The following is a 12,667-nucleotide window of genomic DNA, read 5'->3' on the forward strand; positions in this document are numbered from 1 at the left end:
GGTGCGCACCCGGTGGGCAACCCGTCCGGAGTGTCGGTGGAAGCCGCTACGGTGGAGCGGAAACGCCGATCCGAAAGGTCGTATGGTCCAGGCCGAGAAGTTGCTCCAGATCAGCCGCATCTACGTGGAACCGGCGGCAGCCGCGCTGCCCCGCGGGCAGGAGATCCTCGCCCGCTGGCCCGAGGCCGACGTCGTCGAGGTGGCCAGCCACTGGCGCATCCCGGAGCTCAGCGGCGACGAGGCGAACGTCAGCCGGTGGGTGCGGATCAAGACCGAGGCCCTGGTGGTCGGGGTGAAGAAGTCGCTGACGGCCAAACCGAACGGCAGGTCCGCCGACTTCATCGCCCCCTCCACCGCGAACGGCTGCGCCATGGCGTGCGCCTACTGCTACGTCCCGCGGCACAAGGGGTACAGCAACCCCATCACCGTGTTCGCGAACATCGACCAGATCAGCGGCTACCTCGAGCGGCACGTGGCCCGGCAGGGCATGAAGCTGGAGCCGAACCAGTGCGACGACCAGGCGTGGGTGTACGACATCGGGGAGAACAGCGACTGCTCGGTGGACGCCCTGGTCAGCGACAACGTGCAGGATCTCGTGGACCTCTTCCGCGAGCTGCCCACCGCGAAGCTGTCCTTCGCCACCAAGTACGTGAACCGCGAGATGCTGGACTGGGACCCCGCGGGGCGCACACGCCTGCGCTTCTCCCTCATGCCCGAGCGCATCGCCCGGATGGTGGATGTCCGCACCACCCCGGTGGCGGAGCGGATCGCGGCGATGAACGAGTTCGTGGAGGCGGGCTACGAGGTGCACGTGAACTTCTCCCCGGTGATCATCACCCCGGGGTGGCTCGAGGACTGGCGCGAGTTGTTCCGCCAGCTCGACGCCGTGCTCTCGCCGGCGGCGAAGCGGGACCTGGCGGCGGAGGTCATCTTCCTCACGCACAACCAGCAGCTGCACGAGGTCAACCTGGGCTGGCACCCGCAGGCCGAGGAGATCCTCTGGCGCCCGGACCTGCAGGAGAACAAGCAGTCGCAGAACGGTTTCACCAACGTGCGGTACATCGCCTACGAGAAGCGCGGGTACCTCGACGACTTCCTCCGACTCGCCGCCGCGGAACTGCCCTACTGCCGTGTGCGCTACGCGTTCTGACCATGGTGCGGCGGAGCCCGGGGCGGGCACTCCCGTGACCGGCAGCCGGCAGGCGGGCCCGGGTGCGTACCTCGCCCCGGAGCTGCCGCTTCCCGTGATCATGGACCAGTTCTGGGCGGACGCCGTGTTCCTGCACTGGCGGATCGACGCCGGGGTCGCGGCGCGTTTCATGCCACCCGGCGTGGTGCCGGACGTGGTGGACGGCTCCTCGTGGGTGGGGTTGATCGGCTTCCGGATGGTCGGCGCCGGGCTCGGGCGGGGGCTGCCGGTGCCGTACCTCGGGTCCTTCGCCGAGATCAACGTGCGGCTCTACTCCCGCGGCCCGGACGGCACGCGCGGGGTGGTGTTCGTGACCCTCGATGCCTCGCGCCTGGCCGTGGTGCTCGCGGCCCGCACCGCCGGGATCCCCTACGTCTGGTCCAGGTGTTCACCCCTCAACCGCGGTGAGGGGGAGGTGGGGTACGACGTCGTGCGCTTCCGGAGGCAGGCCGCCTCGCGTTTCGCGGTGCAGCCGGACCCGACGCGGACGGCGGAGGACGAGGTGTCCCTGGAACTCACGGCGCGGTTTGGGCTGCACAGCGCCCTCGCGGGCCGCACCCTCTACATCCCCAACACCCACACGCCGTGGCCGCTGCACCCGGCACGGGTGACCGAGCTCGACGACGGCCTGCTCGCGGCAGCTGGCTTCCCGGTGAGCGGGTCGCCCGACTCCGTGCTGTTCTCGCCCGGGGTGCAGACGCAGTTCGGGAAGCCGGGCGTGGTCCACACCTCCTGAGTGGTGTGCCGATCACTTTCCGCGGATCAGCGGGTGGTGCCCGCGCCGTCGCCCCTGTGGTGATCCACCCGGACGGGTCCGGGAACGATCGATCGCCTCATGTGCCCGAAGGACGAGGTGCGTAGGTGTCGGCGAGCCGGTCCATGAGGGCGTCCAGGCGGGCGTCCACGGTGCGGCGGGCCGGGTCCGCGTCGTACCAGGCGACGATCTCCCGCGCGCCCTGGCTGAAGAGGGTGGTGGCGGTGAAGCCGGGGACGAGGGAACGGATCTTCGAGTTGTCGAAGATCATCGTGTGGGACTTGTCGCCCAGCAGACCCGCGCCCCATTCGGGGTCGGCTGCGGCGATGGCGTCCGACGCGACGTGGACCAGCACGGGGTCCGGTACGCCGGCGGCATGCGCGATGTCCGTGTAAATCTGGTTCCACGACGGCGTCTCGTGGCCGGTGATGTGCACGGCTTCACCGATGGCGTGGGGGTGTCCGAGGAGGCCGATGAATCCTCGGGCGAAGTCGCGGCTGTGGGTGATCGTCCACAGCGACGTCCCGTCCCCGGGCACGATGACGGGCCGTCCGGCGCGCATGCGTTCGATGACCGTCCATCCTCCGTCGAACGGGATCAGGGTCTCGTCGTAGGTGTGGGAGGGACGCACGATCGTGACGGGGAACCCGTGGTCGCGGTAGGCCTCGGTGAGGAGGTCCTCGCACGCGATCTTGTTGCGCGAGTACTCCCAGAAGGGGTTCTTCAACGGGGTGGATTCCACGACGGGCAGGTGTGTGGGCGGTGTCTGGTACGCCGAGGCCGAGCTGATGAACACGTACTGCCGGGTGCGCCCGGCGAAGATGTCGATGTCCTGCTGCACGTGATCGGGCACGAAGTTGACCCAGTTGACCACGCAGTCGAAGTCGTGACCCCGGATGGCATCGAGGACGGACTGCTTGTCGCGGGAATCGGCGGTGAAGGTGGTGACACCCTCTGGTGCCTGGTGCTTGCTGTTGGTGCCGCGGTTGAGGAGATGGACGTCCATGCCCGCTTCGATCGCCGCTCGGGTGCAGTGGGCGCTGATGGTCCCGCCGCCGCCGATGAACAGTACCTTCAAGCCCTGCATGGTTGTCTCCTCGTGTCTCGAACGGCCCTGCCCGGGCCGGGTCCGCCAACCATACGCCGCTGACGGAGCCCACCCCCGGGTATCCGATGCCCGTGCTCGGCGTCGACGTCTCCTCCGACGTGACCTGCGACCCCGAACTCGACTCTATTCTGTGTACGTATCTCCGTCACGCCGGTTCCGAAGGACCACCATGATCAGCACCGTCCTCGCCTCGAACCCCGACCTCGTGCGTGTCCTCTTCTGGGTCGCCATCGCCGTCGGGTCCGTTCTCGGGTGGATCCTCCACCGGATGAGGGCCCGCAAGGTCCTGACCGCTTTCACGATCATCAGCCTCCTCGGGCCGCTGGTTCTGACGCTCTCACCCTCGACGGCGCAGCCGGAGTCCTTCTGCTACGTCCAGTTCTCCGTCCCGTTCCAGGGAATCGAGACGCTGGCGAACCTGGCGATGCTGATCCCCCTGGCGCTCTTCGCGGCACTGCTCCTCCGGCGGCCCCTGCTCGTGTTCGCTGCGGTCTCGGGGCTGTCCGCGATCATCGAGCTCGTCCAAGCCGTCGCCCCCGGACTGGGGCGCTCCTGCGACACCGATGACTGGTTCATGAACACCGTGGGGGCGGCCATCGGGGTTCTCGTCGCCGCCGGGATCCTGCTCCTCGACGAACGGCGCACCGCACCCTCGACCACCGCCCGGGACGGCAACTCCACTGCCGTCCCTCCAGGAAGGTCGTGATGCTGCACGACCGGCCCTGCTCGTGCAGGTGCGGCAGCAAGGGCCGGAACGTCACCGAATCTGTTACGTCGGGTACGCCCTGCGCACAACTGGCGGGGGTCAGAACCTCGGGTTCCCCGGACTTCAAGCCCTGATCAGGTCAGGTATTCAGGCGGTCCGATCAGTGCGGAAGAACTCCCTCGCAGTCGGTTATGCAGCCGGTCAGATGGGGGCTTGCTCGTCGGTGAGTTGATCGTGCTCGACGTTCGCGGTCCGGAAGTTCGAGAACAGCAGTATCGAGGCCGAGATGACCATGATCCCGGCGGCGGTCCAGAGAGCGATGGATGAGCTGGTGATGGTGGCGATGAAGCCCCCGAGGGGTGCGCCGAGGACGATCATTCCCCGGTTCATCGAGCGCCGTGTGGCGCTCATCCTGGCGATGAGCCTGTCCGGTGTCACTGCCTGCCAGTAGCCCATGTCCAAGGGGCCTTCGACGCCCATCGAGAGCCAGAAGACGAACTGCCCTGTCACGGCGACAGCGAACCCGGCCCAGAGTGCTGCCGGCCATTCGGTAGGAGAGTCGTAGAGCTGTTCGGTCAGTGGGCCGTGTGTAGCAGCGACCAGGGGGGCGAGGGCGATCAGGGCCAGTGCTACCGGCTGGATGAGTCGGGCGGCGATCATCGTCCTGCCAGTGCCCCACCGCTCACCCGCACGTATCGAGATGAGTGTGCCGACGACGGAGCCGATTCCCGCACCGGTGAGCACCAACCCGAGTCCTACCGCACCGATCCGCAGATCGTTCAGTACCAGGACGGGTAGGACCGCACCCATCATCGCGGAACCGATGAACCAGGTGTGGCTGGACCACGCCAGGGGCGCCAGGCGGGGATGCCCGTAGATCCACCGCAGGCCCTCGCCGATCTTCCGGCACACGGTACCCTCGGCGTGCGAGGGCGGCGTGTCGGTTCCGGCGTGTTTCAGGGACACCAGGACCGCCCCGGAGATGACGTGGGTCACCGCGCCGAGCAGGAGAGCGAAGGGAGCTGTCACCACGGCGACCACACCGCCGGCGATGGCGCTTCCGGTGGTTTGCGCGACGGTGTCGCTTTGCTGCAACCGTGCGTTCGCCCGCGTGAGCAAAGGCCTGGGGACCAGTCTGGGGAGGAAGGACTGGTACGCGGCATCACTCATCAATGCCAGCGTCCCGAAGCCGAACATCAGGCCCATGACGGTCGGGACGTTCAGGACCCCCAGAGCCCCGAGCAGGCACAGCGTCCCCAGGATCAGTCCTCGTCCGAAGTCCCCGGTGATCAGCACCGTGCGCCGTCGGAAACGGTCGACCCAGATGCCCGCGAGCAACCCAAAGAGAAGATACGGTGCCCACCGTGCGGCGTTGACCAGACCCTGATCCAGGGCTGTGCCCTCCAGGGACACCAGGACCAGGACGGACAGGGCGACCGTCGTGATGTACGTACCGAAATCCGAGACGGTGGACGCGGACCAGAACCGGACGAAAGCAGCGTTGCGACGGAGCCTCATACCTGTCATGAGAACAATCGGTGGCGTGGACACCCTCGGACCTCGCCCCCCTTCCAACCGCTTACTCGGTCAGTCACGCGGTTCACGGACCTCCGGCCCGCAGTTCCCACATGGTACCCAGCCGGGCATGAGCAGATACTTGGATACGACTACCCGTACACCGGTCAGCCACGAGAGTTCCGGGGTGTGGCATCGGGGTACACCCAGTGGGTGGTGTCAGGGTTGATTCATACGCACAGGGTAATTCCTTTGGGCGTGGTTACGTCCCGCTGAGTGGTGAAGTCCTCTCGGCACCATGCGGGTCGGTGTTCTGATCATGGGGGAGTGAGCTCGGGTGGCAGAACCTTCTCCTCGATCGGCGTGCTGCTGCGCTTGTTAAGAGTAACGAGTTCACCCATGGGCGCGTCGGGAGGTGGCGGTGGTCTCCGACCTCCCACGCCTCGCATCTCCGAGCCGGCCGAGTCCTCAGCAGTGGTCGTGGCGTCCGCCGGCGGGCTCGAGCTGCAGGGTGGAGTGGCGGATGTCGAAGTGCTCCCCGATGCAGGCGTTCAACTCCGTGAGGATGCGGTGCGCGCTGCCGTCCGCGTACGCGAGCGGGTGGATCTGCACGTGCGCGGTGAGCACCGGGGATCCGGAGGTGATGGTCCAGGCGTGCAGGTCCTCGACCTCGACCACGCCGTCCACCTCCTCCATGTGCCGGCGGAGCTCACCGAGATCGGTCTCCGCGGGTGTCGCCTCCAGGAGCACCAGGGCCACGGCTCTGAGCAAACCGTAGGCGCGGGGGAGGATGAGACACCCGATGACGATCCCTGCCAGTCCGTCCGCCGCCATGAAGCCGGTGAGCGCGATGACCACGGCGGCGACGATCACCGCGATGGATCCCAGCATGTCGCCGAGCACCTCGAGGTAGGCACCCCGTACGTTCAGGCTCTCCTTCTGGCCGCCGGACAAGAGGCGCAGGGCGACGACGTTGGCGGCCAGCCCCAGGACCGCCGCCACCAGCATGACGGGGGCATCGACGTCGGCCGGGGACATCAGCCGTTTGGTGCCTTCGACGAGCATGAGCACGCCGATGACGGCGACGATCACCCCGTTCACCAGGGCGGCGAGGACCTCCACGCGTTTCCATCCGAAGGTCCGCCGCTCGGTGGGGGGCCGGGCGGCGAGCCAGGTGGCGAGGATGGCGATTCCCAGACCCACCGAGTCGCTGAGCATGTGCGCCGCGTCGGCCAGCAGCGCCAGCGATCCCGAGAAGAGGGCGCCGACCACCTCGATCACCATGACGCTGAGGGTGATGACCAGGGCCGCGACGAGCCGGCCCCGGTGGGCGCCGCCGGCGGTCAACCCGTGGGAGTGACCGCCATGGGAGTGGCCGCTCACGACGCGCGCACCGTGGCGGAAGAATCGGAGGTGCTGCGCGCCGGTCCGGATCCTGCAGGTTCCGCGAGTGTGCCCGGTCCGCGGTCCTGCAGGGGGTGTCCGGCGTGGTGGCCGTGCGGCCCGCCGTCGTCCTGGGAACCGCCGGCGTCCGGGGTGAGCAACCGCTCCCCGGCGTGCAGCAGATCATCGAGCCCGGGATGGGCCAGCCGGTACAGCGTCGCCCGGCCGTCGGGGGCCGCCGCGACCAGTCCCGCGCTCCTGAGGACCGCGAGATGGGCTGAGACCGTGGACTGGGCCAGGCCGAGGTGGGTGGACAGTTCCCCCACGCGGTGCGGTCCGTCCGCGAGGCAGTGCACCAGGGACAACCGCGCCGGTTCCGCCAGCGCCCTGAAGACCAGGGCGACGTCGTCGTGCTGATGCATGTCGTAATTGATCGTCACGCGGCGATCTTATCGTCATTCGGCGATGAGAGACCAGTCGATGATGGGCCGCTGCGCCGACGGGTCCGGGCCGGGCACCCCGTGAGTGCCTGCGTGCGGAAACTTCCCGCGTGGTCGGTGCGTTGGCACCTCGAGGGTCCCGTGCCGCCGGGTACTCCTGCCGCCCATGCGGCTGGGACACTGGGACGAGAACCGGAACGCCACCGCCGGCTCCAGCGCGAGCCACAGCACGAGGAGACACCACCGTGACATCCCCCGCCACCCGGCCGGCCGAGACGACCGAGCGCAAGGGGCTGAGCCTGCAGAGCCGCGTCACCATCGGCCTGCTCGCCCTGGCCGCGCTCGTGGTGGGGATCGTGATCATCGTCAACGCGCTCGGCTCCTCCGGGACGGCCGGCGCCGCGGACCAGGACCCCTCCGGGGCGATGATCGTCCGGGACGACAGCCACCGGCTGTCCCAGGCGCCCGAGGAGAAAGCCGTGCTGGTCGAGTTCCTCGACTTCGAGTGCGAGGCGTGCCTGGCAGCGTACCCCGTGGTCGAGAACCTGGCCGCGGAGTACGGGGAGAACCTGACGGTCGTGGCCCGGTACTTCCCCTTGCCCGGGCACCCCAATTCCGAGACCTCGGCGCTCGCCGTCGAAGCCGCCGCGCAGCAGGGCCGGTTCGCGGAGATGCACTCGGTGATGTACCAGAAGCAGACGGAGTGGGGCCACACGAACGAGGACAGGTCGCCGGTGTTCCGCGGGTACGCCGAGGACCTCGGCCTGGACCTGGCGGCCTACGACGCCGCGATCGCCGACCCGGCCACCCTGGAGCGGGTGAACCTGGACAAGAACGACGCCCTGAACCTGGAGCTGGGCGGCACGCCCACGTTCTTCCTGGACGGGGAGAGGATCCAGCCGGCCACGCTCGAGGAGTTCCACGACCTCATCGACACCGCGATCGCGGACTGATCGCGCCCGTACGGCGAAGGACACCACCATGGCACACACCACGGCCCACGACACCGGCCTCACCCCCGAACCCGGGAACGACGGCGGACCGGTCCCGGCGTTCGCGCGCCGGGTCCCGTTCGGCGTGATGCTCGTGCTCACGGGGGTCACCGGGTGGGTGGCCGCCGGGACCCTGATCCTCGAGAAGCTCGAGCTGTACCGGGACCCGGACCACATCACCAGCTGCGACATCAACCCCTGGGTGTCCTGCGGTCAGGTGATGAAGACCTGGCAGTCCGAGCTCTTCGGGTTCCCCAACCCGTTCCTCGGGCTGGTGGGCTTCACGATCGTCATCACCACCGGCATGGCGCTGCTCGCCGGCGCGCGGTTCAGCCGCTGGTACTGGGCCGGGTTGCAGATCGGGGTGACGCTCGGCTCCGTGTTCGCCATCTGGCTGTGGAGCCAGGCGCTCTTCGAGATCTACATCCTCTGCCTCTACTGCATGGTCGTCTGGGCGGCCATGATCCCGCTCTCCGTCCTGACCACCGCCCGGAACCTGGCCCACGGCGTCATCCCCGCACCCGCCGCGTTCACCCGCTGGTTCACGGCCTGGGTGGGGCCGATCATCGCCCTCATCTTCATCGCCGTCGCTGCCTCGGTGTTCTTCCGCTTCCTCCACGTCTTCGTGTGAGCTGAGCCAGGGCGCCCCGGGGTATCAGCTCAGGGAGATGCCCGACGGGCGGATGCTGAGGGTCTCGATCGCGGACTCCCGCGTGGCGTCCACGGCCAGCCGCACGGCCTTGGCCACCTGGTCCGGCTGGATCCAGGCCTCGGGCCGGTACTGCTTGCCCTCGAAGGCGTGCAGCTCCTCCTGCATGTCCGTGGCCACGCGCCCCGGGTGGATCGAGCAGACCCGGACGCCGTACTGCCGCTCCTCCTCGCGCAGGGCGTCCGTGAGGGCCCGGAGCGCGAACTTCGTCCCGCTGTACACCGCGGAACCCGCTCCCGAGCTGTAGCCGGAACCGCTGTTGATGGCGATCACCTGACCCCCTGCCGCGCGCAGTGCCGGCAGGAGCGCCCGGGTCAGGGAGGCGACGGCGAACACGTTGACCTCGAAGCTCTCCCGCCAGGCGTCGTCGGAGAGCTCCGTCACCGTACCCATCCGGAGGACCCCCGCGGAGTGGACCAGGACGTCGAGGCGCGGGATCCCCGCGACGGCGGCCACCACCTGACCGGCGTCGCGCAGCTCCGCCGCGAACGGTTCGGCGGAGGGGAACGACGACGAGAGCTCCGCGAGCGCGGTGAGGTCGCGTCCGCCGAGGAGGAGGTGGTGCGTGGCGGCCAGTTCGTCGGCGATGGCGCGGCCGATGCCGCGGGAGGCGCCGGTGACGAGCGCTACGGGGAGGGAGGACATGCCCTCACCCTAGCCGCTGGACTCCCCGCACGGAGGTGCTGCGACGAGGAGGGCCGGGTGCGGGAACGCCCGCACCCCCGAGGCGGGGTGCGGGCGTTCTCCGGCGGGGCAGTGTCAGTCCGTGCCGGAGAGGGTGCTGATCTCCTCGTCGGAGAGCGTCAGCTCCGAGGCCTTCGCCGAGTCGGTGATGCTCTCGGGCCGTGAGGCGCCGGGGATGGGGATCACGGTGGGTGCGAGGGCCAGTTCCCAGGCGAGGCAGACCTGCTGCGGGCTCACGCCGTGCTTGTCCGCCACCTCCTTGAACGGGACGAACTGCTCGCCGAGGTCGCTCGCCTTCGCGATGCCGCCGAGCGGGCTCCAGGGCAGGAAGGCGATGTCGTTCTCGCCGCAGTAGCGCAGTTCGTCCTCGCTGGACCGGAAGGCCGGGGAGAACTGGTTCTGCACGGACACCAGCTTGCCGCCGAGGATCTCATTGGCCTGCTTGATCTGCTCCACGGTGGCGTTGGAGATGCCGGCCATGCGGATCACGCCCTCGTCCAGCAGGTCCTTCAGCGCGCCGATGGACTCCTCGTAGGGGACATCGGGGTCCGGACGGTGGAACTGGTAGAGATCGATGGCGTCGCCGCCGAGCCGTTTCAGGGAGGCCTTGGCGGCTTCCTTCAGGTAGTCGGGCTGCCCGTTCTTGGTCCACGAGCCGTCGCCGGGGCGCAGGTGACCGCCCTTGGTGGCCACGAGGACGTGCGAGCTGTCCGAGCCGTAGCTGCCCAGTGCCTTCGCGATGAGGGATTCGTTGTGACCCACCTCGTTCGCGTCGCGGTGGTAGGCGTCGGCGGTGTCGATCAGCGTGACGCCGGCATCGAGTGCTGCGTGGATGGTGCGGATGGAGCGGTCCTCGTCGGGGCGCCCCTCGATGGACATGGGCATGCCGCCCAGTCCGAGGGCGCTGACCGGGGTTCCGCCGAGTGTGCGTTGCTGCATTGCCGTACTCCTTAGGGTAGACGTGCTGCCCACATGGTAAGCATGCTTCGCACTTACCCGCGAGTGTCCTCGTCCCGCTCCAGATCGAAGACGCGCCGCACTATGCTGCCCTCGGCCAGGGCGTCGAGGCTCTCGTTGAGGTCGGCGAGCGGACGGGTGTCCGTGTGCAGCAGCTCCACCGGGAGGGCGCCGCTCCGCCACAGGTCCAGGTAGGCCGGGATGTCCCTCGCCGGCACGGCGTCGCCCATGTAGGAGCCGAGCAGGCGCCTGCCCGTCCCGGCGAACTGCAGTGCCTGGGTGGTCAGCTGCTGGTCCGGGTGCGGGAGCCCCACGGACACGAGCGCCCCGCCGCGTGCGAGCAGGCCGAGCCCGGCCTCCATCACCCGGGCGCTGCCCGCCGCCTCGACCACGACGTCGGCGCCGCCGTCGGTGAGGCGCCCCACCAGCTCCCCGGCGTCGTCGGGCGCGCCCACCTGCTGTGCACCGCAGCGCAGTGCGAGCTCCTGCTTGGCGGGCAGCGGATCGATCGCGATCACCGTGGATCCGCGGACCTGAGCCGCCGCCATGACGGACATCAGCCCTACCGCACCCAGGCCGAGGACGACGACGGACTGGTCCTCCTGCAGTGCGCCGGTGCGCAGGACCGCCCCGATGCCGGTGAGGGCCGCGCACCCGAACATGGCGGCGACGTCGAACGGGACGTCGCGGTCGATCACCACCACCGATTCGCGGGCCACCACGGCGTACTCGGCGAAGGCGGAGACGCCGAGGTGGTGGTTGATGCGCTCGCCGTCCGGGCCCCGCAGCAGTGCCGGGCCGTGGAGCAGGTCCCCGCTCCCGTTGGACTCGGCGCCGCGGTAGCAGAGGGCGGGCCGCCCCGCCGAGCACGCGCGGCACGCGCCGCACGCGGGGACGAACACGAGCACCACGTGGTCGCCGGTCCGGACGTCGTCCACGCCGTCCCCGACGCCCTCGATCACCCCGGTGGCCTCGTGGCCGAGCACCATCGGCAGCGGGCGGACCCGTGAGCCGTCGATCACGGACAGGTCCGAGTGGCAGAGACTCGCCCGCACGATGCGGACCAGCACCTCGCCGGAACGGGGTGCGGGGACGGGAAGCCGTTCCAGCGCCAGCGGACGGCTCCGCCCGTAGGGAGAGCCGGCATCGGCGGAGCGGAGTACTGCGGCGCGCATCGTCGGGCTCATGGCATCCTCCGGGGACGGGGTGGTGGCGGAGCCAGTCTAAGCGGGACGGCGGGCGGTACGGTCCCGGAGATCAGGTGTGCGTCAGTTCAGGTCGCTCGAGATGCGGGCGATGACGCCGCTGTCCATGATCTCGCCGAGCAGTTCCACGGTGGTGCCCGGCGGGAGGGGGATCCCGGGGCATCCGGGCAGGGGAGTGCCGTCCGGCCCGGAGAGGAAGCGGGACCCGAAGGTGGCGGTGGAGCGCGGTGTCAGCAGCTCGTCACCGATGGTACGGATCTCGCAGGTGGGGTTCTCCTCGCCGGGGACGTCCTCGCCGGGGAGGTCCCCGGGGTCGAACCCCGACTCCACGGCCCAGGAGTAGGGGGCGCGGCAGATGTCCAGCTCCTCGGGGGCGCAGACGTCGTCGATGAGCTCGTTGACCGCCTGGGAGACGAGGTCCGCGTCCTGCGGCTCGAGGCCCAGACCGCAGTAGAGGTAGGCCTTGAACTCGAAGTAGGCGGTGCAGCCACCGGCATTGCAGTAGTGCAGCCACGTCTCGTAGCTCGAAAGGCCTGCGAACTCCATCGCCGTCAGCGTGTCCTCGTTCTGCATGGTGCTCAACTCCTCGTCGATGGCTCTGCTGAGCCTCTTCGATCCTGCCGCGCGCACTTCAAGCCAAACGGGTGACTTCACTCAGTTTTGCCGCAAGGAGAGCAGGTGTACGTCAGGACACCGCGGGGAGGTCAGTGCGCGAGCTTGAGGCCGATCACGCCGCCCACGATCATCAGGAGGCACACGATCTTCAGCAGGGATGCCGGTTCCGTGCCGGTGAGCATGGCGTAGACCACCGTCAACGAGGCTCCGATCCCCACCCACACCGCGTAGGCCGTCCCGGTGGGCAGCTCCCGCATGGCGTAGGCGAGACCCACCATGCTGGCCACCACGCTGACGGCGAACACCAGGGTGGGGCCGAGCCGGCTGAAGCCCTCCGACCTCCCGAGGGCCGTGGCCCACACCGCTTCGAGGACCCCTGAGACGATGAGGACGAGCCAGGCCATGTTCTG

At 69.1% G+C, this 12,667-nt stretch carries 14 protein-coding genes; 5 read left to right on the forward strand and 9 right to left on the reverse strand.

The window, feature by feature from the left end:
- Nucleotides 1-82: 82 nt before the first annotated feature.
- Together AC792_RS12270 and AC792_RS12275 are read left to right on the forward strand one after the other, a co-directional pair.
- Entirely contained in the window at nt 83-1,150 is a 1,068-nt protein-coding gene (locus AC792_RS12270; protein WP_049830791.1) for a spore photoproduct lyase family protein, read from the forward strand.
- 100 nt (nt 1,151-1,250) lie between these two features.
- Nucleotides 1,251-1,925 carry a YqjF family protein gene (locus AC792_RS12275; protein ID WP_049830853.1) on the forward strand — a complete coding sequence of 225 codons (675 nt, stop codon included), beginning with the start codon at nt 1,251-1,253 and terminating at the stop codon, nt 1,923-1,925.
- A 97-nt stretch (nt 1,926-2,022) separates the two neighbouring features.
- Here AC792_RS12275 and AC792_RS12280 read toward each other — a convergent pair whose 3' ends face one another.
- A complete protein-coding gene (locus AC792_RS12280) occupies nt 2,023-3,030 on the reverse strand; it encodes an NAD-dependent epimerase/dehydratase family protein (RefSeq protein WP_049830792.1) in 1,008 nt (335 codons plus the stop codon).
- A 190-nt stretch (nt 3,031-3,220) separates the two neighbouring features.
- On the opposite strand from AC792_RS12280, the gene AC792_RS12285 reads away from it, so the two are divergent.
- Nucleotides 3,221-3,757, forward strand: coding sequence for a VanZ family protein (locus AC792_RS12285; protein ID WP_049830793.1), 537 nt, complete (start codon nt 3,221-3,223; stop codon nt 3,755-3,757).
- 201 nt (nt 3,758-3,958) lie between these two features.
- Here the strand turns inward: AC792_RS12285 and AC792_RS12290 are convergent, their stop codons facing one another.
- The 3 genes from AC792_RS12290 to AC792_RS12300 form a co-directional block, all read right to left on the reverse strand.
- The gene (locus AC792_RS12290; RefSeq protein ID WP_049830794.1) at nt 3,959-5,284 is read right to left on the reverse strand and encodes an MFS transporter; all 1,326 of its coding nucleotides are present in this window, start codon (nt 5,282-5,284) and stop codon (nt 3,959-3,961) included.
- Between the two features lie 456 nt (nt 5,285-5,740).
- On the reverse strand, nt 5,741-6,655 hold the full coding sequence (locus tag AC792_RS12295; protein WP_049830795.1) for a cation diffusion facilitator family transporter: 915 nt from the start codon (nt 6,653-6,655) through the stop codon (nt 5,741-5,743).
- Entirely contained in the window at nt 6,652-7,095 is a 444-nt protein-coding gene (locus AC792_RS12300; protein WP_049830796.1) for an ArsR/SmtB family transcription factor, read from the reverse strand. The genes AC792_RS12295 and AC792_RS12300 overlap by 4 nt, the downstream gene beginning before the upstream one ends.
- A 245-nt stretch (nt 7,096-7,340) precedes the next feature.
- Here AC792_RS12300 and AC792_RS12305 point away from each other — a divergent pair, with 245 nt between their 5' ends.
- On the forward strand, nt 7,341-8,048 hold the full coding sequence (locus AC792_RS12305) for a DsbA family protein (protein WP_082177708.1): 708 nt from the start codon (nt 7,341-7,343) through the stop codon (nt 8,046-8,048).
- Between the two features lie 28 nt (nt 8,049-8,076).
- A complete protein-coding gene (locus AC792_RS12310) occupies nt 8,077-8,718 on the forward strand; it encodes a vitamin K epoxide reductase family protein (protein ID WP_049830797.1) in 642 nt (213 codons plus the stop codon).
- A gap of 24 nt (nt 8,719-8,742) precedes the next feature.
- Here AC792_RS12310 and AC792_RS12315 read toward each other — a convergent pair whose 3' ends face one another.
- From AC792_RS12315 to AC792_RS12335, 5 genes are all read right to left on the reverse strand, one after another.
- On the reverse strand, nt 8,743-9,441 hold the full coding sequence (locus AC792_RS12315; RefSeq protein ID WP_049830798.1) for an SDR family oxidoreductase: 699 nt from the start codon (nt 9,439-9,441) through the stop codon (nt 8,743-8,745).
- A 114-nt stretch (nt 9,442-9,555) separates the two neighbouring features.
- The gene (locus AC792_RS12320) at nt 9,556-10,419 is read right to left on the reverse strand and encodes an aldo/keto reductase (protein ID WP_049830799.1); all 864 of its coding nucleotides are present in this window, start codon (nt 10,417-10,419) and stop codon (nt 9,556-9,558) included.
- A gap of 53 nt (nt 10,420-10,472) precedes the next feature.
- A complete protein-coding gene (locus AC792_RS12325; protein ID WP_049830855.1) occupies nt 10,473-11,612 on the reverse strand; it encodes an alcohol dehydrogenase catalytic domain-containing protein in 1,140 nt (379 codons plus the stop codon).
- A gap of 93 nt (nt 11,613-11,705) precedes the next feature.
- Nucleotides 11,706-12,215, reverse strand: coding sequence for a hypothetical protein (locus AC792_RS12330; RefSeq protein WP_049830800.1), 510 nt, complete (start codon nt 12,213-12,215; stop codon nt 11,706-11,708).
- 131 nt (nt 12,216-12,346) lie between these two features.
- Nucleotides 12,347-12,661, reverse strand: a complete 315-nt coding sequence (locus AC792_RS12335) for a DMT family transporter (RefSeq protein WP_049830801.1) — start codon at nt 12,659-12,661, stop codon at nt 12,347-12,349.
- Nucleotides 12,662-12,667 lie beyond the last annotated feature (6 nt).

It is taken from the genome of Arthrobacter sp. RIT-PI-e (genome assembly GCF_001187915.1).
GTDB lineage: Bacteria > Actinomycetota > Actinomycetes > Actinomycetales > Micrococcaceae > Arthrobacter_D.